At 67.0% G+C, this 25,303-nt stretch carries 24 protein-coding genes; 4 read left to right on the top strand and 20 right to left on the bottom strand.

Annotated elements, in window-relative coordinates; genetic code table 11:
- Positions 1 to 21: 21 nt before the first annotated feature.
- On the bottom strand, positions 22 to 492 hold the full coding sequence (locus K368_RS0109440) for a response regulator (protein ID WP_027172179.1): 471 nt from the start codon (positions 490 to 492) through the stop codon (positions 22 to 24).
- 391 nt (positions 493 to 883) lie between these two features.
- Between K368_RS0109440 and K368_RS0109435 the strand changes: the two genes are divergently transcribed.
- A complete protein-coding gene (locus K368_RS0109435) occupies positions 884 to 1,648 on the top strand; it encodes a cold-shock protein (protein WP_027172178.1) in 765 nt (254 codons plus the stop codon).
- 171 nt (positions 1,649 to 1,819) lie between these two features.
- Entirely contained in the window at positions 1,820 to 2,089 is a 270-nt protein-coding gene (locus K368_RS0109430; protein WP_027172177.1) for a hypothetical protein, read from the top strand.
- On the opposite strand, the gene lpxB is transcribed toward K368_RS0109430, so the two are convergent.
- From lpxB to K368_RS0109385, 9 genes are all read right to left on the bottom strand, one after another.
- Positions 2,067 to 3,257: a lipid-A-disaccharide synthase gene (gene lpxB, locus K368_RS0109425; RefSeq protein WP_027172176.1), complete on the bottom strand. Its 1,191-nt coding sequence runs from the start codon at positions 3,255 to 3,257 to the stop codon at positions 2,067 to 2,069. The genes K368_RS0109430 and lpxB overlap by 23 nt on opposite strands.
- Positions 3,254 to 4,138: a UDP-2,3-diacylglucosamine diphosphatase LpxI gene (gene lpxI, locus K368_RS0109420; RefSeq protein ID WP_245259546.1), complete on the bottom strand. Its 885-nt coding sequence runs from the start codon at positions 4,136 to 4,138 to the stop codon at positions 3,254 to 3,256. Before lpxI ends, lpxB begins: the two co-directional genes overlap by 4 nt.
- The gene (gene lpxA / locus K368_RS0109415) at positions 4,135 to 4,938 is read right to left on the bottom strand and encodes an acyl-ACP--UDP-N-acetylglucosamine O-acyltransferase (protein WP_027172174.1); all 804 of its coding nucleotides are present in this window, start codon (positions 4,936 to 4,938) and stop codon (positions 4,135 to 4,137) included. The genes lpxI and lpxA overlap by 4 nt, the downstream gene beginning before the upstream one ends.
- Before the next feature lie 5 nt (positions 4,939 to 4,943).
- A complete protein-coding gene (gene fabZ, locus K368_RS0109410) occupies positions 4,944 to 5,408 on the bottom strand; it encodes a 3-hydroxyacyl-ACP dehydratase FabZ (protein ID WP_027172173.1) in 465 nt (154 codons plus the stop codon).
- Between the two features lie 151 nt (positions 5,409 to 5,559).
- Positions 5,560 to 6,624: a UDP-3-O-(3-hydroxymyristoyl)glucosamine N-acyltransferase gene (gene lpxD, locus K368_RS0109405; RefSeq protein WP_027172172.1), complete on the bottom strand. Its 1,065-nt coding sequence runs from the start codon at positions 6,622 to 6,624 to the stop codon at positions 5,560 to 5,562.
- Between the two features lie 48 nt (positions 6,625 to 6,672).
- Positions 6,673 to 9,258, bottom strand: coding sequence for an outer membrane protein assembly factor BamA (gene bamA, locus K368_RS0109400; RefSeq protein ID WP_027172171.1), 2,586 nt, complete (start codon positions 9,256 to 9,258; stop codon positions 6,673 to 6,675).
- Between the two features lie 353 nt (positions 9,259 to 9,611).
- Positions 9,612 to 10,772 (bottom strand): RIP metalloprotease RseP, encoded by a 1,161-nt coding sequence (gene rseP / locus K368_RS0109395; protein ID WP_027172170.1) that lies wholly within the window; start codon positions 10,770 to 10,772, stop codon positions 9,612 to 9,614.
- A gap of 164 nt (positions 10,773 to 10,936) precedes the next feature.
- Entirely contained in the window at positions 10,937 to 12,523 is a 1,587-nt protein-coding gene (locus K368_RS0109390; protein ID WP_027172169.1) for a DHA2 family efflux MFS transporter permease subunit, read from the bottom strand.
- 9 nt (positions 12,524 to 12,532) lie between these two features.
- Entirely contained in the window at positions 12,533 to 13,750 is a 1,218-nt protein-coding gene (locus K368_RS0109385) for an HlyD family secretion protein (protein ID WP_027172168.1), read from the bottom strand.
- Between the two features lie 122 nt (positions 13,751 to 13,872).
- Here K368_RS0109385 and K368_RS0109380 point away from each other — a divergent pair, with 122 nt between their 5' ends.
- Complete coding sequence (locus tag K368_RS0109380; RefSeq protein ID WP_027172167.1) at positions 13,873 to 14,529, top strand: TetR/AcrR family transcriptional regulator; 657 nt, start codon at positions 13,873 to 13,875, stop codon at positions 14,527 to 14,529.
- Between the two features lie 91 nt (positions 14,530 to 14,620).
- A complete protein-coding gene (locus tag K368_RS0109375) occupies positions 14,621 to 15,919 on the top strand; it encodes an SDR family oxidoreductase (protein WP_027172166.1) in 1,299 nt (432 codons plus the stop codon).
- A gap of 115 nt (positions 15,920 to 16,034) precedes the next feature.
- On the opposite strand, the gene dxr is transcribed toward K368_RS0109375, so the two are convergent.
- The 10 genes from dxr to K368_RS0109325 all read right to left on the bottom strand — a co-directional run bounded on the left by dxr (position 16,035) and on the right by K368_RS0109325 (position 25,292).
- Complete coding sequence (gene dxr, locus K368_RS0109370) at positions 16,035 to 17,204, bottom strand: 1-deoxy-D-xylulose-5-phosphate reductoisomerase (RefSeq protein ID WP_027172165.1); 1,170 nt, start codon at positions 17,202 to 17,204, stop codon at positions 16,035 to 16,037.
- 13 nt (positions 17,205 to 17,217) lie between these two features.
- The gene (locus K368_RS0109365) at positions 17,218 to 18,084 is read right to left on the bottom strand and encodes a phosphatidate cytidylyltransferase (RefSeq protein ID WP_027172164.1); all 867 of its coding nucleotides are present in this window, start codon (positions 18,082 to 18,084) and stop codon (positions 17,218 to 17,220) included.
- Positions 18,084 to 18,929 (bottom strand): isoprenyl transferase, encoded by an 846-nt coding sequence (locus K368_RS0109360; protein WP_027172163.1) that lies wholly within the window; start codon positions 18,927 to 18,929, stop codon positions 18,084 to 18,086. The genes K368_RS0109365 and K368_RS0109360 overlap by 1 nt, the downstream gene beginning before the upstream one ends.
- Positions 18,930 to 18,978: 49 nt before the next feature.
- A complete protein-coding gene (gene frr, locus K368_RS0109355) occupies positions 18,979 to 19,542 on the bottom strand; it encodes a ribosome recycling factor (protein ID WP_018045031.1) in 564 nt (187 codons plus the stop codon).
- 151 nt (positions 19,543 to 19,693) lie between these two features.
- Positions 19,694 to 20,173: a BLUF domain-containing protein gene (locus K368_RS24310; protein WP_197031001.1), complete on the bottom strand. Its 480-nt coding sequence runs from the start codon at positions 20,171 to 20,173 to the stop codon at positions 19,694 to 19,696.
- A gap of 167 nt (positions 20,174 to 20,340) precedes the next feature.
- On the bottom strand, positions 20,341 to 21,063 hold the full coding sequence (gene pyrH / locus K368_RS0109345) for a UMP kinase (protein WP_027172162.1): 723 nt from the start codon (positions 21,061 to 21,063) through the stop codon (positions 20,341 to 20,343).
- Positions 21,064 to 21,304: 241 nt separating this feature from the next.
- Positions 21,305 to 22,228 carry a translation elongation factor Ts gene (tsf, locus tag K368_RS0109340; RefSeq protein WP_027172161.1) on the bottom strand — a complete coding sequence of 308 codons (924 nt, stop codon included), beginning with the start codon at positions 22,226 to 22,228 and terminating at the stop codon, positions 21,305 to 21,307.
- Positions 22,229 to 22,353: 125 nt separating this feature from the next.
- Positions 22,354 to 23,418, bottom strand: a complete 1,065-nt coding sequence (locus tag K368_RS0109335; RefSeq protein WP_027172160.1) for a 30S ribosomal protein S2 — start codon at positions 23,416 to 23,418, stop codon at positions 22,354 to 22,356.
- A 190-nt stretch (positions 23,419 to 23,608) separates the two neighbouring features.
- Positions 23,609 to 24,358 carry a pseudouridine synthase gene (locus tag K368_RS0109330; protein WP_027172159.1) on the bottom strand — a complete coding sequence of 250 codons (750 nt, stop codon included), beginning with the start codon at positions 24,356 to 24,358 and terminating at the stop codon, positions 23,609 to 23,611.
- Positions 24,359 to 24,368: 10 nt separating this feature from the next.
- Positions 24,369 to 25,292, bottom strand: a complete 924-nt coding sequence (locus K368_RS0109325) for a methyltransferase (protein WP_155935073.1) — start codon at positions 25,290 to 25,292, stop codon at positions 24,369 to 24,371.
- Positions 25,293 to 25,303 lie beyond the last annotated feature (11 nt).

Raw genomic sequence — 25,303 nt, 5'->3', positions numbered from 1 at the left:
AAGCCTCGATCCGTGATCGCGTCAGAGAGCTTTGCCGGCTGCCGTCGTTCTCGGGACCGGACGCAGGAGGCTCTTCACCTGGGAGAACGGCCGCGGCCGGTTGATGACTTCGTCGAGGCGCGACCACAGAGTCTTGGGCGAGAACGGCTTGGCGATGATCTCGTTGACCCCGAGGGAGATGGCGCGGTCGACGACGTTGCGGCGCGGCTGCGCCAGCATCAGGATGATCGGAACGGTGGGCGACGGCGACGTGGTGGGCGTGCGGGCGAGGCGGATGAACTCCTCGCCGGACAGGATGGCCAGGTCCCAATCGAGGATCGTGATGTCCGGCTTGCTTTCGGCCAGCACCCCCAGCGCCTCGGCACCATCCGGCGCTTCGAGGACGCGTTTGATTCCCACGCGCATCAGCATGTCGCGAACGATTCGGCGGATGTAGAGGCTCTCGTCGACGACGAGGGCCGAAAGGTCCGGGAATGACGGGGTTGCGATCATCGGCCAGGGGTTCCGGGCCACCCGCTTTCGCAGGCGCCTGCACGCATCCTAGCGGCCATCGATGTGCATTTTCCTAACGCGACCGGGAAAAATGCTGAACGCGAAGTCGTTCATCCGCATGACGTTTGCGCATCCTGTACGCAATGGCCCTTCGAGGGGACGGCGGCCGGAGGCGAAACGGAGTACGTAAATTGTCGCAGGAAATCCGCGGAACCTTGCAGAGTCCGGTGAGAAGCACCTTGCGAGAGAGCCAAGATTCAGTCAGGACTAAGGCGTTATTCTTGGTCACCGCTGCTGAGAGTGATGATAGTGTGGTGAAGTGCCCGTCTGGGACGGCACGCACCCGGTATTCAAAGACAGATGGACGGCGGACGGTTTTTGCGAGCTTTCGATGGGACGTGGTCGTGATTTCAGGGGGCCGCAGAAGCGCGGCTTCGATGAGGGTGGTGCCGAGCCTCGCTGGCCGGATCAGGCACCCCCGAGCGGTGGCTTCGGCGGTGGATATGGCGGTGGCGGCGGCGGTTTCGATCGTGGTCCGGCACGTGCAGCAGCCGCTCCCTCTGGACCGGAGCGTGACGCAACGGTCAAGTGGTTCAACAAGGAGAAGGGCTTCGGCTTCGTGGAACTGGCTGACGGTTCCGGCGATGCGTTCCTTCACATCCGCGCAGTCGAGGCTGCGGGCCATGCCGATCTGCTTCCCGGTACGCGCCTGACCGTCCACACCGCGCAGGGCCAGAAGGGCCCGCAAGTCACGGACGTGACCAGCGTCGATACCTCGACGGCCGAGGCCGAGGCCCCGCGTCGTGCGCCCGCACCCCGCGCCGGTGGTTTCGGTGGCGGTGATCGCTTCAGCGGCGGCGGTGGCGGCAGCTACGGCGGCGGCAACGATCGCTTCGGCGGTGGTGGCGGCGGCGGCGGTGGCGGTCGTTTCGCCAGCGGTCCGTCCGTCGAGATGAGCGGCACCGTGAAGTGGTACGATCCGGCCAAGGGCTTCGGCTTCGTCTCCGTCAATGACGGCGGCAAGGACGTGTTCGTCCATCGCTCGGCCCTGTCGCGCGCCGGACTCGAGTCCCTCGCCGAAGGCCAGCAGGTTACCCTCAGCGTGATCGACGGTCAGAAGGGCCGCGAGGCCCAGAGCATCAATACCGATTACTGACCGGTATGAGAGATCCCGGGGAGATCGCGGTTACGCGACCTTCCCGATTGAGAGACGAATCGACGGCGGCCTTCGGGTCGCCGTTTTTCGTCTCCAGCTTCATCAGGGAAGCCGATGGCGGCCTCCGAACGGGTCGATCCGAAGGGACGATGCCGGGTGCCGGGAGCAACGATGCGTAGCGTCTTCGTGACGATGAGCCTGTGCTGGCCGATGGCTTTCGCCGGGCCGGCTAAGGCCGAGGATTTTACGGGCTTCTATGCCGGCGTGAATGCCGGCTACGCCTTCGGACGTGACGAGGGCACGCGAATACCGGACATGCAGTCCCTGTCGTCGACGCGCGGGCCGTACGAGCGGGGGGTCCTCCCGCCCAGCGCCCTCCAGGCTTCGGAGGTCATGCGGGGCGCGAGGACGAAAGCCGCTACGTCGACGACGGTCCGCTGATCGCCGGGCGAGCCGCCGACAGCACGATTCTCGCCGCCTTACGGCTCGGCTCGTCATCGCCTGAAAGGCGCATCGAGCCGTCGATGCGCTGAAGCGAGCGCACCTGCGCGTCGCGCGCCGCGCCGCCTTTGAGGAGCGGAAGCAGGGCCTCGCCCAGGCGTCCGGGGGTACATTCGGCCTGGATGAACTCGGGCATGGCATTCTCGCCGAGGATCAGGTTCGGCAGCACGATGGTCGGCACCTGGATCAACCGCCGCGCCACCGCCTCCTCGAGACGCGAGACCTTGTAGGCGACGACCATGGGCACGCCGGCCAATGCGAGTTCGAGGGTGACGGTGCCCGAGGCCGCCAGGGCCGCGCGGGACCGCCGGAAGGCCGCGTATTTCGCTGCCTCGCCATGAACGATCGTCACCGGGCGAGACCAGGAGAGGGCCAATCGCTCGATCATGGCGCGATGACGGGTGACCGCCGGGAGCACGGCGTCGATGGGTCCGTAGCGCTGCACGAGAAGGTCCAGGGTGGCACCAAAGACCGGCATCAGCCGTTCGATCTCGGAACGGCGCGAGCCCGGCAGAATCACGAGGGTCGGGGGCGTCCCCTCCCGCGCCGCCGCCTCTGCGGGATCCGGGCGCAGCTCGGCCAGGCGCTCGATGAGCGGATGCCCGACATAGGTGCATTCCGGCCCACCGAGGCGGCGATGCGCCTCCGGCTCGAAGGGCAGGAGCGCCAGGACGTGGTCGATGAACGGCCGCATCTTCGCCGCACGCCAGGGCCTCCACGCCCAGACGCTGGGAGAAACGTAATCGACGATGGGCAGATCGGGCAGGCGCTTTCGCACCCGCGAGGCGACCGCATGGGTGAAACCGGGACTGTCGATGATGACGAGGACGTCGGGGCGCGATTCGATGATGTCGCGCACGGTCTGGCGGATGCGACGCAGGAGGGTGCGAAGGCGTGCCGCCACCGGTAGGTAGCCCATCACCGCCACGTCATCGATGGGAAACAGGGAGACGAAGCCCTGCGCCACCATGGCTTCGCCACCAACGCCTCCGAACGTCACCCGCCCGCCGGAGAGGTCCGACAGCGCTCGCATCAGCTTGGCCCCGAGCTGATCGCCAGAATCCTCCCCTGCGACGAGCCAGATTCGTCTGGACGGGTGGATGGTCATGCCTCGATCCGCAAACCGATGAGGAACAGGCCCGCACGGTCGGCCTCGGCCACCGTGGCGTCCCTGTCGATGATGAGGGTGTAGCCCGCCTGGATGGCGATGCCGGCGCAGCCTGCCGCCGCCGCGGCCTTCACCGTCCGCGGACCGATGGCCGGCAGGTCGACCCGCAGATCCTGGCCGGTCTTGGCGAGTTTCACCAGCACGGTACCGGGCTGGGCCGCCCCGAGGCCGAAGGGCTTGCGCCCGAGGGCACGCGCCCGGGCGAGCATCCGGTCCGTTCCCTCCGGCCCCTCCACCGCCAGCGCGCGTTGTGCCGCGACGACGATCGCCTGGCCGACATCGTAGGCAGCCAGCGCCGCGAGGATGCCGCAACCCGTGGCGATGGAAGCCCGTGCCGCGAGATCCGGCGCGAGGCGGCCGAGCTGCCCTTCGGGGCTCAGCAGGTCAGGTGCCACATCGTGGATGCCGACGACACGGTGGCCGTTATCCTCCAGCAGGACGAGGGCGCCCCGCAGCAGCCGGTCGTCCCCTCCCCCCGAAATGGCCTTGAGCGCATCGCGATTCCGCAAGGCCGCCGCGGCGTTGAGGATGGCGGCGGGGTTGGGCCGCGAGACTCCGCCCACGGGTATGACGCAGGCCGGCCCCCAGGCTTCCAAGATCTTCAACGCCCCGGCGATGTCGAGGAGATCGACCGTGGCGTCGGCGCGTGCGCGCATCGGGCGCTCGGCAAAGCCACGGATGGCAAGCACCCGGAACGCGCGTCCCGAACGGTCGAGGGATTCGGCTACGAGTTCAGGAAGCCGCCCTGCCCCGGCCACCAGAACCAGACGCTCCTCCGGATGCGGATCGACGAGGGACACCGGCTGGAGAGACGCGGTCAAGCCGAGCCCGGATTCTCGCGCGGGGTGCAGATCGAGCGCTTACCGCCCTCGCGGATGAAGGCGATGATCTCGGCCACGGCACGATGCGACTCGAACTCCGCCGCCACGTCCTCCACCCGCTCCATCAGGGTGCCCTCCTGGGCAAAGAGCAGGCGATAGGCACGGCGCAGGGCATGGATGTCTTCGCGGGCAAAACCCCGGCGCTGCAGGCCGATGATGTTGAGGCCCGAGAGATAGGCGCGGTTGCCCAGCGCCATGCCGTAGGGAATGCAATCGTTCTCCAGCCCGGACAGGCCGCCGACGAAGGCATGGGCTCCGACACGGGCGAACTGGATCACCGCGGCGCCGCCGCCGAGGATCGCATAGTCGCCGACGCTGCAATGACCGGCAAGCATGACGTTGTTGGAGAAGACGACCCCATCGCCTACCCGACAATCGTGCCCCACATGGGAATTGGCGAGGAAGGTGCATTTGTCGCCGACGACGGTCTCGAGGCCGCCACCGGCCGTACCGGGATTCATCGTGACGCCTTCCCGAATCAGGCAGTCGGCCCCGATGGTCAGCGTCGATGCCTCGCCGCGAAACTTCAGATCCTGCGGCGGATGGCCGATGGAGGCGAAGGGATAGAGCTTCGTGCGGGGACCGATGCCGGTGTGCCCGGCGATGACGACGTGGCTGACGAGCTCGCAGCCCTCGCTCAGAGTCACATCTGGTCCGACATGGCAGAAGGGACCGATCCGCACGCCTTCGCCGATCGTGGCCCCGTCCTCGATGACGGAGCTCGGATGGATCTCGGCCAAGGCGCTCACTCCGTCACCAGCATGGCGCCGATCTCGGCCTCGGCCACGAGGGTGTCGCCCACTCGCGCCTGGCCCCGGAACCACCACATGGTCCGACGCTGGTTCATCTTCGTCATGTGGTACCGCACCGTATCGCCGGGCACGACGGGCTTGCGGAACTTGCACTTGTCGATGGTCATGAAGAACACCTGCTTGGCCCGCACATCGTCGGTCTTGATGTGCTGGCAGCAGATTGCGCCGGCGGTCTGGGCCATGCCCTCGATCAGCAGGACGCCCGGGAACACCGGCAGGCCCGGAAAATGCCCGGTGAATTGCGGCTCGTTGAACGAGACGTTCTTGATCCCGATGCAGGAGCGGTCCCCGTCGATCTCGATGATGCGGTCGATCATGAGGAACGGGTAACGGTGGGGCAGAAGTTCCAGGATCTTCTGGATGTCGGCCGAGCCCAGATCTTTCGGCATGTCACTCATCGATCGAACAATCCCATGGCGCCCCGGCGCCCCTGACGCCTCGCCTTAAACGTTGGAAGAAAATCGAACGTCGTCATCGGCATAAACGTCAACGGATGCAAGTCTTGGAGAGGCGTGCAGCCGGTCATGCCGTGCCAGGGACGGTTCCGACTCAGTCCTTGGGTGGCTCACTCGTGTCGCGGCCCGACTTTTCTGCGAGGCGGGCGAGAGCGGTGAGTTCGCGAAACCAGGTACGCACGGGCTTGGCCGGCGTGCCGCCCCAGCGGCTTCCGGGTGGTACGTCGCGGTTGACGTTCGAAGATCCGGCGATCTGCGAGCCCATTCCGATCCGCAGATGCCCGACCACGCCGACCTGGCCGCCGAGGACCACGTAATCCTCCAAGGTGGTCGAGCCGGAAATGCCGACGCCCGAGACGATGACGCAGTGGCGGCCGATGACCACGTTATGGGCGATCTGGACGAGGTTATCGATCTTGGTCCCCTCCCCGATCATGGTATCGCGGCCCGCGCCGCGATCGATCGTGGTGTTGGCACCGATCTCGACATCGTCCTGCACGATGACACGGCCGGTCTGGGGCACCTTGAGATGCCCGCCCGGCCCCATGGCGAACCCGAACCCGTCCTGACCGATGCGCGCGCCCGGATGAAGGATCACGCGGTTGCCGACGAGGGCATAGGCCAGGGTCGCCCCCGCCCCGATGGAGCAGTCGCGGCCGATGCGGACATTGGGGCCGATGACGGCGTTCGGGCCGATGACCGTGCCTGAGCCGATCTCGGCACCGGGACCGATCACGGCGCCGGGATCGACGATCACCCCGTCTTCGAGACGCGCCTTGGGATGGACATGGGCTCCGGGCGAGACGCCCTCGGTAGCGAATTGTGATTGGGGCCGCATGGCCTCCGGATGGAAGCGCGCCAGCAGGCCGGCATAGACCCTGTACGGGTCGCGCGTAACGAGGGCCACCGTAGCGGCGGGGACCTTGGCCGCGAAACGCGGCGAGACGAGGCAGGCCAGGGCCCTGGTTTGGGCCAGGACATCGCCGTAGCGGGCATTGTCCATATAGGCGAGGTCGCCCGGCCCCGCATTTTCGAGGGGAGACGCGCCGCCGACCATCGCCAGGGGGTCAGCCCCTTCGGGAAGCATAATGCCTGCAGCCCCGGCGATGTCACCGAGGCTGAGGGCCGTGCTGGATGCGAAGAAGATGGGATCAGACATGATGCGACAACGCGCGGGCCTCGGGAAAGGAAGCCCGCGCGTCTTGGCTCAGAAGCGCGAACCGCCGGAGAAACGGAAGGCCTGAAGCTGATCCTTGCCGACGCGGCCGAGGAAGCTGCCATCGGCGTTGTAGATCTTCTGGCCTTCGTCCTTGGTCAGGGCGTAGGCGTAATCGAAGCGGATCGGGCCGAGCGGCGAGTTCCACAGGATGGACGCGCCGATCGAGGAGCGGATCGTCATCTTGTCGCGGACGTTCAGGCATTCCGGCTCGACCGTGATCGCTCCGGCGCCGAGCGCCGTGTAGGCACAGGCCCCGCCGGGGGCGATGCCATTGATGATCGAGTCGCCGTTCACGTTGAACTGCGTGCGGCTGTTATAGCCGAACAGCGTACCGGCATCGGCGAAGACGGCACCCTTCAGGCCGAGATCACGCGGAATACCGTAGATGGGGAACTGAACTTCGAGCGTGCCGCCGAAGTAGGTGGTGCCGCCGACGGCGTTCGAGCGGGAATCGGCGCTGCCAACGTCGCGCGGACCGATTCCGTTGGGCGCGAAGCCGCGAACGAGCGACGGACCGAGGAAGTACTGATCGGTGATGCGCAGCTTCTCGTCGGTGAGCGGCGAGATATGGCCGCCCTGGAAGCGGGCGAAGCCGACCACGTCCTCGTAGAATTCCTTGTAGTAGCGCATGTCGCCGGCCACGCGGAAGAACTTCGAGTCACCGCCGAGACCTGCGATTTCAGGCTTCAACTCGGCGTAGAGGCCGTTCCGCGGCTGGGCGAGATTGTCCAGCGTCGAATAGGCGAGCGTCACACCGGCGAGCGAGGTGAGCGTGTTGCCGGTCGAACCCTTCAGAGCAATCGAGGCTTCGCCATTGTAAGCACAATTGTTCGGGTAGGACGCCAGACCGCTCGTATTGAGCCCGGACACGGGATCGATCGTGCCCGCCGGGTTCACCGTTGTGAAGCCGGGGATCGGGTTCGAGCAGTCGTTATACGGCCGCTTCGTGCTGTTCGGGATCGTCAGCTCGGTGTTGTAGAGCGAGTAGCGCAGGGTGATGCCGAACTCTTCCGTGATCGGCAGGCCGACGCGGATCTGACCGCCGTAGACCGTGGTCTCGTAGCGCGAGTAGCGGGTCAGGTCGCTGTACTTGTAGAAGGCGTCGAAGCCGGCGGCGAGACGGTAGCCGAGGAAGTACGGCTCGGTGAACGAGAAGTCGACGCCGCGCGAGTACTGGCCGCCGGTGCCGGCGACGCGGACATACTGGCCGCGACCGAGGAAGTTCGACTCGGAGACCGAGACTTCACCGATGATGCCATCCTGGGTGGAGTAGCCGCCTGCCACCGAGAACGAACCCGTGGGCTGATCCTCGACATCGATGTTGATGATCACGCGGTCGGCCGACGAGCCCGGCTCGTTGGAGAAGCGGACCTTCTTGAAGAAGCCGAGACCGTTCAGGCGACGCTCGGCGCGGTCTGTGAGAACGCGATTATAGGCATCGCCCTCGGTGAGATCGAGCTCGCGGCGGATGACGTAGTCGCGGGTGCGGGTGTTGCCGCGGATGTTGATGCGCTCGACATAGACGCGCGGGCCGTCCTCCACGACGAAGCCGAGGGCCACGGTATGGGTGGCGCGGTCGCGCTGGCCGGTCGGGCGGACCTGGGCGAAGGGGAAGCCCTGGCGGGCGACCTGATTGGTCACGCCGGAGAGGGTCTTCTCCACGTCCTCGGCATTGTAGACGTCGCCAACGGCGGCGCGGACCTCACCGTCGAGGATCTGGGTGTCGACACCCGGCAGACGCGAATCGATGGCCACCGCACCGACGGTGTATTGCTGACCCTCGTCCACGGTCACGGTAATGACCCAGCCGGCATCGCCCTCGCCTTCGACGTAGCGCGCATCGGCATTCACCACCCGGAAGTCGGCATAGCCGTTCTTCAGGTAATAGCGGCGCACGAGGTCGAGATCGTTGGTGATCCGGTCGGGATCGTAGACGTCCGAAGTCTTGATGAACGAGAGGAAGTTCATCTCGGACGAGCTCATCAGCTCGCGCAGCTTGCTTTCGGAATAGGCACTGTTGCCGACGAAGTTGATCGCCTTGATACCGGTCTTGTCGCCTTCCTCGATCACGTAGATCAGGTCGATGCGGCCGTTGGGCAGATCGACGGTGCGGAAGCTGACCTTGGCGGTGCCGCGACCGGCCCGGCGGTAGATCTCGCGGATACGCTGAAGATCGGCCTGGACGATGCCTTCGCTGAAGCCGCCGCGAGCCTTGGCCTCGACCTCGGCTTCGAGCGTCCCCTTCTCGACCTTCTTGTTCCCCTCGAACACGACACGGTTGATGAGGTTGTTCTCGCGTACCGTCACCACCGTCCCGGCGCCGCTGCGCGAGACTTTCACGTCGGAGAACATGCCGCTCGCCAGCAGGTTGCGGCGAGCTTCTTCGGGAGATCCCGAGGCCGTGCCGGTCACGTAGGACCGGATCGTGTCGGCATCGACGCGCTTGTTACCCTGGACGACGATCTGCTGCGCCTGAGCCGTGCCGCCCAGAACCAGCCCTGCGGCCGCGGCAGCGACTAGGACGATGGTCCGTTCGGCCGACTTCCGCCGGCGCTTCCCCGTCATCGACATCATGTAATCGCCCGTCTCTATTTATTAACAGTCCGGGTTTGCACCCGCAGACAGGCGGTCGTTATCCGACCGTCCCGTCACCTGGTCCCAAGCTCAGCTTCTACCGAGTTTCCCGAGCGAAGCAAACGCTCGGACCTGGGCTGTAGGGGGGATTTTGGGGAGACGTGGCCTTCCGGTCACTTAACGGTTCCCGTTCATCGCTCGATAAGGTGAATCAATCGTCAATTTGCAGCAAAAAGCCCGCCCCGGGAACCGGGCGGGCTTTTCGATTGTCGAGCCTGATCAGGGCGTTATGGAGAAATCCACAACCTTGCGGGAGCCATGCCCTGCGCCGCCACCAAGACGACGGCGTCGGGTCAGGAACCCCGTCCGGACCAGGACGCGCCGAGGTTCAGGATGTCGTTCCAGGCGGCGAACAGCATCAGGAACAATACCAGCGCGAGCCCGATCCGGAAGCCGATCTCCTGGGTCTTCTCGCTCAAGGGGCGGCCGCGGACGGCCTCGAACGCGTAGAACAACAGGTGTCCGCCATCGAGGAGGGGAACCGGGAAAAGGTTAAGCAGGCCGATCGACACGGACAGGAGCGCCACGAGGCCGATGAGCCCGCCGACACCGCCGACCTTGGCGACCTCGCCCGAAACGCGGGCGATCCCGATGGGCCCCGACAGCTGATCGGCGGATTCGCGCCCCGTCACCAGCTTGCCGAGGTAGTTCATGGTCCGGTCGACGACGAAATAGGTCTCCGACACGCCAAGCCCGAGGGATTGAATGAGGCCGTAATGCCGAACCTGGGCGTCGGCGCCGTTCGGTCCCTTGATGCCGAGACGGCCGAGGCGGTGCTTGCCGAACGGCGTGCGCTCCTCCACCGCGTCAGGAATCGCGGTCAAAGTCTTGGTCTCGCCGCCGCGGTCGACGGTGACTGCGAGGCTGGCGCCGGCGCTGCCGGAGACGGTGCGCTGCATGTCGAGGAAGTTCGTCACCTGCGTCCCGTCGATGGACGTGACAATGTCACCGGGCTGGAAGCCCGCCCGCTCGGCAGCGCTGTTCGGCATCACGCCGTCGATGCGCGGCGGGAGCTCGTAGCGGCCGGAAACATAGATCGCGCCGGCAAAGAGCGCGATGGCGAGGAGAAAATTGGCGATGGGTCCTGCAGCGACGATGGCAGCGCGCTTGCCCAGGCTCTGGGCTGGGAAACTCGTGGCGCGCTCCTCAGGCGTCATCCGCGCAAGGGCCGCGGGATCGGCCACGCTCGCGCCGTTGGCGTCGCCGTGGAACTTGACGTAGCCGCCGAGCGGGATCGCCGACACTTTCCAGCGGGTGCCGTGACGATCGTTGAAGCCGAAGAGTTCGGGGCCGAAGCCGAGGGAGAAGGCGTGGACGCCGACCCCGCACCAGCGGCCGACGAGGAAATGGCCCATCTCGTGGACGAACACCACGATGCTGAGCACGATGACGAAGGGGATCACCGACCCGAAGAAGCCGGAGGCCGTCCCCCCCATCGAAGTTAGAAAGTCCATTCGTCGATCCTCAGGGCCTCGCGAGGGGCCAACACACGTCCATAGCAGATCGGATCACGGTGGAGCGAACGCAAACCGGGCGAGGCCTGCGAGATCGTCGCATGCGGCTCGCCCGTCCCCGATTTCCTCGGTGGACGGTTAAGGGCCCGGCCGGTGCAGTCGTCTCAATGGCCGCCGCCCGCCAGCGCGGTGTCCCGTGGCCGGCGGATCAACGGCGTGGCGCAAGCCATGGCGAGGAACAGGAATGTGAGGACCAGGAAGACGTCGCTGAAGCTCATCACCAGCCCCTGCATCCGCACCGTGTTCATCATCGACTTGAGGGCCACGGCGTTGCCGTCGAGACCGAGGGCGTCGAACTGGCGGCGCGTCGAGTCGAGCCGCTCCAGTACGGCAGTGTTCGTCCAGGTGAAGCGCTCGTGCAGGCGGGCGAGATGCAGGTCCCAGCGGTCGTTAAGCACGGTGTTGATGAGGGCGAGGCCGACCGCCCCGCCGAGATTGCGGGTGAGGTTGTAGAGACCGGACGCATTCTTCATCCGCTCCGGCGGTAGGGTGCCTAGCGCGATGTTGTTGATCGGGATCATGCACAGCATCAGCGAGCAACCGCGCAGAACCTGCGGCAGCAGCAGCTCCCAGAAATCCCAGTCCTTGGTCAGGCCGGTGACAATCCAGGTACCGGCGGCGAAACCGGTGAAGCCGATTCCCATCAGGATGCGCGGATCGATCCTGCCCGAGAACCGCCCGGCGATGGGGGCGGTGGCGAACATGCACAGGCCCGATACGAACATCGTCTCGCCGATCTGCAGGGCCGAGTAGCCGCGCACGCGCCCGAGATAGACCGGGTAGAGATAGGTGAGACCGTAGAGACCGATCCCGAGGACGAAGCTGAAGACGCAGCCCGCCGCGAAGTTGCGATCGGAGAAGGCGCGCAGGTCGACGATGGGCTCCCGCGCGGTCAGTGCGCGCCAGAAGAACGCGACACCGCCGGCGACGCAGATGATGGCGCAGGCGAAGACCGCCTCGTCCTGGAGCCAGTCGTGGTTCGGTCCCTCCTCGAGCACGTATTCGAGGCAGCCGAGGAAGGCGGCCATGAAGGCGAGACCGAACCAGTCGAAGCGCTTGAACAGGTCGAGGTTCGGCTCGTCGAAATCGACGAGCAGGTAGGTCGAGACGGTGACGACGATGCCCGGCACCACGTTGATGAGGAACAGCCAGTGCCAGTCGAACGCATCCGTGAGGTAGCCACCCACCGTCGGGCCGATGGTGGGGGCGAGCGTCGCCACGAGGCCGATCATCGGCGACACGATGGAGCGCTTCGAGGGCGGGAAGATCGTGAAGGCCGAGGCGAAGACGGTGGGGATCATGCCGCCGCCGATGAAGCCCTGCAGTGCCCGCCACAGGATCATCTCGTTGATCGAGGTCGAGGTCGCGCACATCAGGCTCATCAGGGTGAAGCCGCCGGCAGAGATCACGAACATCCAGCGCGTCGAGATCACCCGCGACAGGAAGCCGGAGAGCGGGATCGCGATGACCTCGGCGATGAGGTAGCTGGTCTGGACCCAGGGGATCTCGTCGCCCGAGGCCGAGAGCCCGGCCTGGATCTCGGCCAGCGACGCCGAGACGATCTGGATGTCCAGGATCGCCATGAACATCCCGAACACCATGCAGACGAAGGCCACCATCCGGCGGCGATCGAGGGGCGGCTCGGCGGCAAGCGCGATAGGTGACGGCGCGATGGTGGCGGTGGCGGCCATGATCGGCCCCTAATGCCGCCACGCCGTGCGGAGGGGTTCGCCTCCGTCGCGGGTATCGACGCGCACGGTGACGGAAAGGCCCGGACGCAGGAGCCCCTCATGGGCGACGTCCGCCGGCACATGGATGCGCACCGGCAGGCGCTGGACGATCTTGGTGAAGTTGCCGGTGGCGTTGTCCGGCGGCAGCAGGCTGAAGACGGAGCCCGAAGCGGGTGACAACGACTCGACCTCCCCGACGATGTCCTGGCCGGGATAGGCGTCCACCACGATGTGGACGCGCTGACCGGGATGCATCCGCTCGACCTGCGTCTCCTTGAAATTCGCATCGATCCGGACGCTCTCAAGGGGGACCAGGGCGGCGATGCGCGAGCCCGGCGCAACATAGGCGCCCGCCTCCACCGCCTTGTTGCCGACGACGCCGTCGAAGGGAGCCTGAATCACCGTGAAGGCGAGGTCGCGTGCGGCTCTCTCCTCGGCGGTCTTCAGCTCGGCCGCGAGCCCTTCCGCCTCCCGGCCCTGAGCCCGCAGAACCTCGACATTGGCCTTCATCATGGCGAGGTTCGCCTCGGCGCCCTTCACCGTGGCCTCGGTGCGGTTGCGGTCGGCCAAAGCCTGCTCGATGCGCGACTTAGCGACGAAATCGACCTTTTCCAGCTGCTGCTGGCGGGCGTAATCGGCGGCAGCGCGAATGGAGTCGGCCTTGGCTGCATCGATCTGCGCGGCACTCTGGAGGATCTGAGCCTGCGCAGCCTCCACCTGCCGGCCAATGCGGGCAATGGTCGCCTGCTGCGTCAGGAGCTTGTCGTGCGCCGCTTGGGCGGCGAGGCGATAATCGCCGTCGTCGAGGCGGGCGATCACATCGCCCTTCTTCACCGCCTGTCCGTTCATCACCGGCACGGCAGCGAGATAGCCCGGAACCTTGGCGGCGAGGATCGAGATGTCGGCCTGGACATAGGCGTCGTCGGTAGAGACGAAGAAGCGGCCCACATTCCACCATTCGTAGCCCTGGTAGCCGCCGCCGGCGAGGCCGAGGACGACGAGGCTTGCCAGAACGGCCTTGCGCAGCGGACGCCGTTTCGGACGCGGCGCGACCGCTGCGGCTGGTGGCGCCACCGTTGGTCCGGCCACGACGGGGATCGCCGGCGATGCCGCCAGCGGCTCGGCATCGTCGGAATGGACGGCACCCGAGGGCACGTCGTCGTGCCGGTCATCGTCGTGCAGAGACATGATCCCGTCCCGAAAGATGAAAATTGACCGAACCGTTCGGTCAACTTCGGTCTCGAATTGACCGAGGCCGTCGATTGCTTCTAGGTAGAATGACTGAACGGTTCGGTCAATCGGAGGAAACAATGGCAGCAGGCGGAGCGGATCCTCCGGCGCTCGACAGGACGGGCACGCGGCAGACGGCGGAAACGGATAAGCGCCGGCAGATTCTCGATGGCGCACGTTCGGTCTTCATGTCCGCCGGCTTCGACGGCGCCAGCATGGGCGAGATCGCCAAGGTGGCGGGCGTGTCGAAGGGTACGCTCTACGTCTATTTCGACAGCAAGGAGGCGCTATTCGAGGCGCTGACGCTGGAAGAGAAGCGCGGCCTCGCCGAAGCCCTGTTCCAGCTCGATGCCGACGATCCCGACGTGCGCGGGGTCCTCACCCGGCTGGGCCGGACCTACCTCGTCCACATGATCCGTCCGGACCACGTGGCGATCATCCGCATGGTGATCGGAGCCACGGAGAAGTTTCCCCGATTCGGACAGGCCTTCTACGAGGCCGGCCCGGCGCAGGGAGTCGCGAGGCTCGCCGCCTATCTCGACCGTCAGGTCGCTACGGGCCGCATGCGCCGCGCGGATACCGAACTCGCGGCCAAGCATTTCCTGCACCTGTGCCAGGCCGGGCTGCTGACGCGCCTGCTCTTCGCGGCGGGTAGTCCGGTGACGGAAGCCGAGATCGGTCCCCGCGTGAGCGAAGCCATCCGCGTGTTCTTCGCGGCCTACGGGCCCGAGGACTGAGGAGGCGGCGCCTCGCGAACGGTTACGGTCGATTCAGGCAAACTGGGCAAGGGTGACTCGAGACGCGACCGGAGCGGCAGGTCACCGAGAGATGCGAATCCTGGTTCTGGGAGGCTACGGCCTCATCGGCTCGGCGGTGGTCTCCCGCTGCCTCGCCGCCGGGCATGCGGTGACGGGCCTGGGGCGGAACGTCTCGGCGGCGCGATGGCGTCATCCCGATGCCGACTGGATCGAACGCGATATTGCTAGACTCGTCGCACCGGAGAATTGGACCACGGTCCTGACCGGATTCGATGCCGTGGTGAATTGCTCGGGCGCCCTGCACGACGGCCCGCACGATGATGTCCGCGCCGTGCAGGAGGTTGCCATGCGCGCCCTGTTCGCATGTTGCCGGACGGTGGGCGTCCTGCGCGTCGTCCAGGTCTCAGCGGTGGGAGCCTCGCACGACGCCCCCACCGAATTCCTGCGCAGCAAGGCCGAGGCCGACGCTGCCCTGGCCGCCCTCGGTCTCGACTGGGTGATCCTGAGGCCCGGCCTCGTTCTCGCGCCGGTTTCCTACGGCGCCACCGGCCTGATCCGCGGATTGGGATCGCTTCCGGTGGCCTTCCTGGGGATGCGCTCCCTCCGTCCGATCCAGACCGTCCATGTGGATGACGTGGCGGGGGCGGTCCTTCTCGCGGTGGAGGGAGGGATCGCCATGCGGGCGCGCTACGACCTCGTCGAGGAGCACGGCCGCACCCTGCCGGACATCGTCGCGGCCTACCGCGCCTGGCTCGGGCACCCTCCGGCCCGGCTCGCGCTGCCGGTCCCGTCCTGGCTTCTGAGCGTCGGCTTCCGGGTGGGCGATCTCGTGGGCCGCCTCGGCTGGCGAACTCCCATCCGCACCACGGCTCTGCGCCAGATCGAGGCCGGCATCGGCGGCGACCCATCCGCCTGGAAGCGTGTCGCCGGTTCCCCCCTTTCCTCCCTGTCGGAAAGCCTTCGGCGGATGCCGTCCGGTGTGCAGGAGCGCTGGTTCGGGCGGTTGTGGCTCCTGAAGCCGGCAATCCTGGCCACGCTCTCACTGTTCTGGCTACTCTCGGGGCTGATCGCCCTGACGCATCTCGACGCTGCCATGGCGGCCATGACCGCGCACGGCATCGATGCAGCGACCGCGCGGGTCACGGTGCTCGCCGGCATCCTCGTCGATGTGGCGCTGGGGGCGGCGATCCTGGTGAGGCGCACCATGCCGCTCGCCGCCCTCGGCATGGCGGCGATGACGGGGATCTATCTTTTCTTCGGCTCGGCCATCGCCGCCGGCCTCTGGCTCGATCCCCTCGGCGCCTATCTCAAGACCCTGCCCGGGGCGATGCTGGCCCTCGTGGCCTGTGCGTTGGCCGACGAGCGCTGACACCGATGGATCACGTCGACTTCCTACGTTGGTAGTATCCTCGCCTTCGCCGCCATGCTCGCCATTCTCTGGCCGATGACGGCGAAACCGCGCTTCGCCCTGTTATGCCGGAGGCTCAGGCGGCAGACGGCAGCGCCTTGGCGCTCCACGAGCGGACATGGGCGTCGATGGCCAGTGCCTCGTCCACGTCCGCCGGCGCGCTGCGATACTCGGGCGCGAAATGCTCGCACGCCCGCTCAACCAGCTCGGCGATGCCGTAGAAGCCGATCTCGCCGCGGATGAAGGCGGCCACCGCGATCTCGTTGGCGGCGTTCATTACCGTCGGCGCGGCCCCGCCCTCCGCGAGCGCGGCGCGGGCGATGCGCAGGCAGGGGAAGCGTGCCTCGTCCGCCGCCTCGAAGGTGAGGCTGCCGACAGAGGCGAGGTCGAGGGAGCGTCCCCGCTCGATGGTCAGGCGGTCGCCGAGGCCGAGGCAATGGGCGATAGGGACACGCATGTCCGGCATGGCGAGACCCGCCGTCACGGCGCCGTCGCGCCAGGTGATGAGGCCGTGCACGATGGATTGCGGATGCACGATCACGTCGAGGCGCTCGGCCTCGATGGCGAACAGGTGATGCGCCTCGATGAGCTCGAGGCCCTTGTTCATGAGCGACGCCGAATCGATGTTGATCTTCATCCCCATCGACCAGGTCGGATGAGCCGCCGCTTCCGTCGGCGAAGCCGCCGCGATGCGCTCCCGCGTCCAGGTGCGAAACGGGCCGCCGGAGGCGGTGATCGTCATCTTGGTCACGTCCGAGACCCGGCCATCGCCGAGAGCCTGGGCCAGGGCATTGTGCTCGGAATCGACGGGCAGCAGCGTCGCCTTGAACCGCGCGGCGTCGCGCATGAAAGCGTCGCCGGCGCAGACGAGGCTCTCCTTGTTGGCCAGCGCCACCGTGCGGCCGAGGCGCAGGGCGGCATGGGTCGGGCGCAAGCCTGCCGCGCCGCTCACCGCCGCCACGACGATGTCCGCGTCACGGGCCACGGCTTCGAGGACGGCGCCCTCCCCCGCCCCGTTGGCGATGCCGGTGCCGGAGAGCGCCTCGCGCAGGGCCGGCCCCTGGCTCTCATCGGCCAAAGCCGCAAAGTCGGCCCCGATCTCGCGGGCGAGCTTGGCCAGCGCCGCGGCGTCGCGACCGCCGACGAGGGCGCCGATCCGGAACCGCTCTGGGTGCTGGGCCAGCAGGTCCGTTGTGGAACGACCGATTGACCCGGTGGCGCCGAGAATGGTGACGGTATGGGTCAACGGATCGATTCCTTCAGACCACGCCTAAGTGGTGGGCGATGAGATAGAGGCCGGCGAGGACGGCCACGGCGAAGAAGCCGTCGAGGCGATCCATGACACCGCCATGGCCCGGGATCGAACGGCCCGAATCCTTCACGCCGTAATGCCGCTTCAGGCCTGATTCGGCGAGATCGCCGGCCTGGCTCAGGATGGAGGCGACGGCACTGGTGAGCGCGACCACGGCGAGGTTGCCGTCGGCGAGGGTGCTCCACCCCTGCGAGCGGGCGGCCATCACCAGCAGGGTGCCGGCAGCGATACCCGCCGCGAGGCCGCCGAGGGAGCCCGACCACGTCTTCTTGGGGCTCACCGACGGCATCAGCTTCGGCCCGCCGAACGTCCGGCCGGTGATGTAGGCGACGATGTCGGTGGACCAGACCACGGCGAACATCCAGGCGGGCCCGAAGATACCGATGGCGGGATCGTCGCGCAAAGCCGGGGGAACCAGGGCCAGAACGGCGGCGCTGAGGAAACCGATGACGATGCGGCCCCGCCCGCCCGAATCCCGCACGGTGACGACGAGTGCCACGAGGGTGACGATGGCGAGCGCGAGCCAGATCGATAGCGATGCATCGAGGCGCAGGCAGAGCGCGAGGCCGGCCAGCCCCAGGCCCGTGATCGCCACGGCGGGCCTGAGCGGCGCGATCCGGCTGATCGTGATCCATTCGCCCGCGAAGACGATGCCGGCGATGAGCCAGATGGCGGCGAAGGCCCACCCGCCGAGGAACAGCGTGGTGAGCACGATGGTCGCCAGCACGATGGCCGATGCGGTACGAAGCTGAAACTCGCGGCCGCCGAGGGGGCCACGCCTCGGCGCGGACGCCGCGTCGCCGGGCGAGACCATCACCCGGCCTTGCCGCTGAGGCCGCCGAAGCGGCGGTCGCGACGATGATACTCGTCGATGGCCGCATGGAAGCAGGCGTGATCGAAATCCGGCCAGAATTCCGGCACGATCACGTATTCGGCATAGGCCGTCTGCCATGTGAGAAAGTTCGACAGGCGCTGCTCGCCGGATGTCCGGATGACGAGGTCGGGATCGGGGATGCCGGTGGTGTCGAGGGCCTGGCTGATGGCTTCGAGGCCGATCTCGGCGGGGCTCATCCGCCCGTCGGCCACGGCCTGGGCCAGGGTCCGCACCGCCCGCAGGATTTCCTGCCGCCCACCGTAATTGAAGGCGATCACCAGGGTGAGCCCGGTATTGCCGCGTGTCCGCGCCTCGGCTTCGTCGAGGAGCGCGGCGATATCGGCGCTCAGGCCCTCCCGGGCACCGATGATCCTGACGCGGACGTTGTTGCCGTGAAGCTCGGCGAGGTCGCGCCGCACGAAAAGCTTCAGCAGGCCCATGAGATCGGCGATCTCGGCCGGCGGCCGGCGCCAGTTCTCGGAGGAGAAGCTGTAGATCGTCAGATAGGAGACGCCGAGTTCGATCGCGGAACGGACTGCGCGGCGGACGGCCTCGACGCCCCGGCGATGCCCCTCGACGCGCGGCAGACCGCGGCGCGCAGCCCAGCGGCCGTTACCATCCATGATGATGGCCACATGGGCGGGCGCCGCCGGACGGGTGACGGGTGACGGGCCGGACCCCGACGGCGCGGCATCGCGCGAGGCGAGGCCGACCGTGGCAGCGGCCGCATCCCTATCCCCGGCCGCAGATACCTCGATCTGACGCGCGCCCTCTGAGCGACCCAACGCGCTTCTCCCCGTCCCTGATTCCGTCGATTCCATACCTGTCCGAAACCTAGACCTGCATGATTTCCTTTTCCTTCGAGGCGAGAACGCCGTCGATCTCGGCGATGTGCTGGTCGGTCACCTTCTGCACCTCGGTGGCCTGACGCTTCTCGTCGTCCTCGCTGATGGCGCTGTCCTTCTCGAGCTTCTTGAGATGGTCGAGCGCATCGCGGCGGACGTGGCGGACCGCGACACGGGCCTCCTCGGTGTATTTATGGGCGACCTTGACCATTTCCTTGCGCCGCTGCTCGTTCATCTCCGGCACGCGCAGGCGGATGGTCTGGCCTTCGGTCTGGGGATTCAGCCCGAGATCGGATTCGCGGATGGCCTTTTCCACGGCGGCGACCATGCTCCGGTCCCAGACCGAGATCGACAGGAGGCGCGGTTCGGGCACGCTCACCGTGGCGACCTGGGCCATCGGCATCGACGACCCGTAGGCATCGACGTTGATCGGATCGAGGATGCTCGGAGTGGCTCGTCCGGTGCGCAGGGAGCCGAGATCCTTCGACAATGCGCTCACGGCGCCCTGCATCCGGCGCTTGATATCGTTCAGGTCGAACTCTGGGGTCGCCATACTGTGTGTCCCGACGAAATTAGGGAGAAAGGGCGTTGGGCCGCCGGGGCCCGTGCGTGCGGCCTCAATGAACCAAAATCCGACAGGTCGCAAATGGCGTTCGCAGCTGCGGCGGATCAAATCGCCGGTGCGAGCGTGGTTCGCGATCGGCCTATCGCGCGACCGGCTTCATCGCCACGATCCCCGGCTGGCCCGAGCGCTGCACGAAATGGCTCGCATCGAGCTCCGTGAACGCCCGGAGCAGGGCGATGATGGCCGCCGCCGACATCTCCGTGGGGTCGAACTTCGCGGTGGAACCGTATTGGAGATAGAGGGCGTTGAGAGCCTCCGAACGGCCGGCATAGCCCACCGTCCATCCCCCCAACGACCGCTGTTGCACCGGGGCGGCCGAGACGAGGACCATGCCACTGTGACGGCTGTCCGCCGCCACATTCCAGAGCTGCTCCGAGATCGTCGATGCCTCGCCCTCCATGGCCTGGAGGAAAAAATCCTCGTTGAACACGAGGGCTCCGGTCATGCCGGACGCGCGATCGTAGCGGCTGCAGGAGGCCAGGATGTCCCTGACCATGTCGCGCATCGAACCACCCGTCAGCTTCACGAGATTCCGGCTATAGAAAACGATCTGCGACAAGGGCATCGACTATGCTCGGTAGCCGCTTCGGGCGAGCGGCAGGCGTTCCCTTTCCCAGGACGACCTAAATTCCTCAAGAAACCCTGATGCTGAAAGCGAGCGATCGACTGAACGACCGCCGTGCATCAACTCGGAACCGCCAACCCGATACTTGAGATAGGGTACCGTCAGGGCACGACATGCGTCGAAGGAGCGTTCCCGGTGAGGATCGCGGTCACCGAACTCGGAGGATGGACCGAGCCGACCACGATGGAGATGCGGCTTTCGCGGGCGAGAGCGAAAGCAGCGGTATCCATGATCTTGAGATCGCGGGCGATGGCATCGTCATGGGTCAGGCGATCGAAACGTACCGCCGACGGGTCCTTCTTCGGATCGGCCGAATACACCCCGTCCACCTGCGTCGCCTTGAGCACGGCTCCGCAGCGCAGTTCGGCCGCGCGCAGGACGGCGGCAGTGTCGGTGGTGAAATACGGGTTGCCGGTGCCGCCGGCGAGAACGACGACCTGGCCCTTGTCGAGATGGTGCAAGGCCGGCTGGCGCGCATAGGTCTCGCAGATGGTCGGCATCGACACGGCGGACATGGTGCGGGCGGGCACGCCGGCGGCATTGAGCGCCGTTTCCAGGGCGAGGGAGTTCATCACCGTGGCGATCATGCCCAGCGAGTCGCCGGTGGCCCGGTCGATCCAGCCCGCCGACGAGATGCGCGCGCCCCGGATCATGTTGCCGCCGCCGACCACCAGGGCGACCTGGAAGCCGGCCTCCAGGGTCTTGGCGATATCGTCCGCCAGGGCCGCCAGGAGCGGGGGATGCAGCCAATACCCGTCCGGGGCGGCCAGGGCCTCGCCCGACAGTTTCACGAGCACGCGGCGAAACGGTTTGGTCTTCGACATGGCGCCAGTCCCCTTGAGCACCGGCGCAAGGCCGAACGATCCAATCGGAAGTGTCCGCTGTCTATCGCAAGGCGGTCGCGAAGGTCGAGAGGCAGGACGCCGTTAGCGCGTCATCCCCCCTCACGTGCCCAAAGCTGTGGAGAGACGCTACGAGGCCGTGGGACCGGAAACGCGAAACGGGCGCCGGCATCGCTGCCGCCACCCGTCCCACATGAAGACTCGTCTCGGATCGAAGGCAGCGTCAGCCGCGGGCGGCGGCCGCGACTTCGGTGGCGAAATCGGGAGCCTCTTCCTTCTCGATGCCCTCGCCGAGGGCGTAGCGCACGAAGGCCGTGAGCTTGACCGGCGCACCGGCCTTGCCCTCGGCTTCCTTCAGCACCTGCGTGATCGTCTTGGAGCCGTCATGGACGAAGGGCTGCTCCAGGAGGGTGACCTCCTTGTAGTAGCTCTTCAGGCCGCTCTCGACGATCTTGGCGAGCACGTGGTCCGGCTTGCCGGCGTTCTTCTCGCGCAGGATGTTGCTCTCGCGCTCCAGCACGGCCTGATCGACGCCGGCCGCGTCCAGGGCCACCGGGTTGGTGGCCGCGACGTGCATGGCGATCTGACGGCCGAGGGTGGAGAGAACGTCCACGTCGCCCTCCGATTCGAGAGCCACCAGCACGCCGATCTTGCCGAGGCCGTCGGCGACCTGGGCATGGACGTAGGACGCGATCACGCCCTTGGTCACGTCGAGCTTGGCGACGCGGCGCAGGGTCATGTTCTCGCCGATGGTGGCGATGAGGCTGGAGAGCGTCTCCTTCACCGTGGTGGAGCTACCGGGGAAGTGAGCGGCCTCGAGGCCTTCCAACGAGCCGTCGGTGTCGAGGGCGAGCTTGGCGGCCTCGCGGGCGAAGCCCTGGAAGCTGTCGTTGCGGGCGACGAAGTCGGTCTCGGAATTCACCTCGACGATGGCCGCGTGATGGCCCGACGATTCGACGGCCACGAGACCCTCGGCGGCGACGCGGCCGGCCTTCTTGGCGGCCTTGGCGAGGCCCTTCTTGCGCAGCCAGTCGACCGCGGCTTCGATGTCGCCGTCCGTCTCGTTGAGTGCGCCCTTGCAGTCCATCATGCCCGCGCCGGTCTTTTCGCGGAGCTCTTTCACCAGTGCGGCGGTGATGTTGGCCATGGCGAGTCCTCTCTTCGGGTCTGTCTCAAATGATAAAGGAGCCCGACGCTAGGGTCAGCGCCGGGCTTCGTGGATGGGTGTTCGACGTCAATCGGCGGCATCCCGTCGCCGGGATGCCTGTGCGATCAGGCGGCGGCGGCGGCCTCGGCGAAGCCACGGGCCTGATCGACCCAGCCGTCGCGGCTGATGCGGCCGTTGAGCTTCAGGTCGGCATCGACCTTGGCGACTTCCGCGTCGGTCATCGCGGCGATCTGCCAGTAATGGTAGACGCCGGCATCGTTGAGCTTCTGCACGATCTGCGGACCGGCGCCGTGGAGCTTGGACAGGTCGTCCGGAGCGCCGCGGGGAGCGGAGAGCAGTTCGAAATGCTCGGTGGACTCGACGAGGGCAGCCACGTCGGCCGGATCGAGAGCACCGGACTCCACAGAGAGGGCGGCCTCTTCCTGGGGGAGTTCCTCGGCGACGGGAGCCTCGGACGCGCCGAGATCGATGCCGCTGGAGCCCTGGCCGCGGGAGATACCGTCGATGGCGGCGCGGGCGATGAGGTCGCAATAGAGCGAGATCGCGCGACCGGCATCGTCGTTGGCGGGAACGACGTAGGTGATGCCGTCAGGGTTGCAGTTGGTGTCGACGATGGCCGCCACCGGGATCCCGAGGCGCTGGGCCTCCTTGATCGCGAGCTGCTCCTTGTTGGTGTCGATCACGAACAGCAGGTCCGGCACGCCGCCCATGTCCTTGATGCCGCCCAGCGCCTTCTCGAGCTTGTCCTTCTCACGGGACAGCATCAGGCGCTCCTTCTTGGTGAGGCCCTGGCCGCCACCTTCGAGGGTCTCGTCGACCTTGCGCAGACGGGCGATCGAGCCCGAAATGGTCTTCCAGTTGGTCAGCATGCCGCCGAGCCAGCGGGAATTGACGTAGTACTGGGCCGAACGCTTGGCGGCTTCCGCGATCGTGTCGGCGGCCTGACGCTTGGTGCCGACGAACAGCACGCGACCGCCCTTGGCGACGGTGTCGCTCACGGCCTGCAGGGCCTGGTGAAGGGCCGGCACGGTCTGGGCCAGATCGATGATGTGGATGTTGTTGCGGGTACCGAAGATGTAGGTCTGCATCTTCGGGTTCCAGCGGTGGGACTGGTGTCCGAAATGGGCGCCCGCTTCGAGGAGCTGACGCATCGTGAAATCAACGGCCATGATCTTTTTTCTCTTCCGGTTGATGCCGCCGCGGAGGAAGCGACCGCTCCCCGAAAGGAACGATCACCGGAAACGCCTCATTCAGGCATGAGGCCGGCTCCGCGTGTGGAATGGGCGGGGCCTTAGCAGAGGATATCCGCCGTGGCAAGATGACGGGAGTTCAGTCGCGCTCGTGGCGCCCATCGATCGATCAGGCCGCCGAGGGCGCATCCAGGACAGCGCGAATGTCGGCCTCGGTGAGGATGCGGTATGCGCCGGCTTCGAGGTCGGCCGGCAGGGTCAGGCCGCCGATCCGGTCGCGATGCAGGGCGGCGACGTGGTTGCCCAGCGCCGCGAACATGCGACGGACCTGATGGTAGCGTCCCTCGTGAAGAGTGACGGTCACATGAGTCTCGTCCTCGACCTCCATCTCCACCGGTAGGAGCGGCTTGTCCTCGCCGTCGAGCAGCATGGCTCCGCTGCCCAGCACCATGCCCTCATCGCCCTTGAGCGGACGGTCGAGCGCCACGCGGTAGCGTTTGGCCACGTTCGATTTCGGCGAGATCACCTTGTGCAGGAGCGCCCCGTCATCGGTGAGGAGAAGGAGGCCGGAGGTCTCCTTGTCGAGGCGGCCGATGGTGGATAGGGCCGGGTCGCGCCGGCGCCAGCGCTCCGGCAGCAGGCCGTAGACCAGGGGGCCGGCCTCCTTGTGGGAGCAGGTCACACCTAGCGGCTTGTGCATCATCAGCGCGAGGCCGGGCGGCGGATCGAGGGGATCGCCGTCGACGACCATGCGCCCGGACAGGTCGGGGGTCACGGCGATGCGCTGGTTGGCGTCGCGCAGGGGCGCGCCGTCGAGTACGATGAGACCGCCCTTGGCGAGAAGGCCGATCTCCCGGCGCGAGCCGTAGCCGAGATTCGCCAGCAGGCGATCGAGCCTGAGGCTCGGGCCCTTGCTCACGGAACCGCGCTCACTTGCGGGCTTCGTAGATCTTGTAGCCGCCGGCGGAGGCCCTCAGCGTGACGGCCTTGAAGGCGGCCTTCAGGGGCGCCTCGTAGGGCAGGTGCGCGTTGGCGGTGAGCCAGAGCGTACCGCCGGGCCTCAATGTCTCGGCGGCGCGGCGGATGAAGGCCTCGCCGAGGAAGCGATCCTCGATCCCGCCATCGTGGAAGGGCGGGTTCATCACCACGAAGTCGAGGCGCTCCAGGGCGACGTCGGCGGAGCGGATGTCGGCCCAACGGATATCGGCGCGGGGATCGCCCACGTTGCGGCGGGCCATCTCCACGGCACGCCGGTCGATGTCGATCAGGGTCAACGCGGTGACCCCTTGCGAGGCGAGGACGGCACGGGCGAGGACACCGATGCCGCAGCCGAAATCGGCACCCCGGCCGGACAGGGCCGGCAGGTTGGCCAGGAGCAGCGCGGTGCCCGGATCGAGCCGGTCCCAGGAGAAGACGCCGGGCTGCGTGCACAGAGCGAGGTTGTCGATATGGCGGGGGGCGCCTTCCTGGATCACCTCGTCGAGATCGATGATCGCGACGGGCCGGGCGACGTCGCAGATCCTATGATGCCGCTTGGCGGTCTCGGCCGGCTCGCAGCCGAACTCCTTCAACTCGCGACCGAGGCGGGCGCCGCCCTTGTCCTTCGGCGCCAGGGCACGCAGCCGACCGCCCGGACGCAGGGCGCGCAGCGAGAGAGACAAGGCATAGCGCCGCTCGATCGTCCCCGCCGGGGCCAGCATGGTCACGCTCTCGAGGCTGCCCTCGGCGATGTCCTCGAGCCGAACCGATCCGGGGATCAGCGGCGAGAGTTGGGCCGCCCCTGCGGACACGTCGGCGAGTTCGGCGGGAGGTGAACCATAGACGGCATCCGGGACGGAGGGAGAAGGCATCATTGACGGATCCG

The sequence above is a fragment of the Methylobacterium sp. 10 genome, assembly GCF_000519085.1.
In the GTDB taxonomy this organism is placed as follows: Bacteria; Pseudomonadota; Alphaproteobacteria; order Rhizobiales; family Beijerinckiaceae; genus Methylobacterium.
This window is presented reverse-complemented; position numbering and strand designations above follow the sequence as displayed.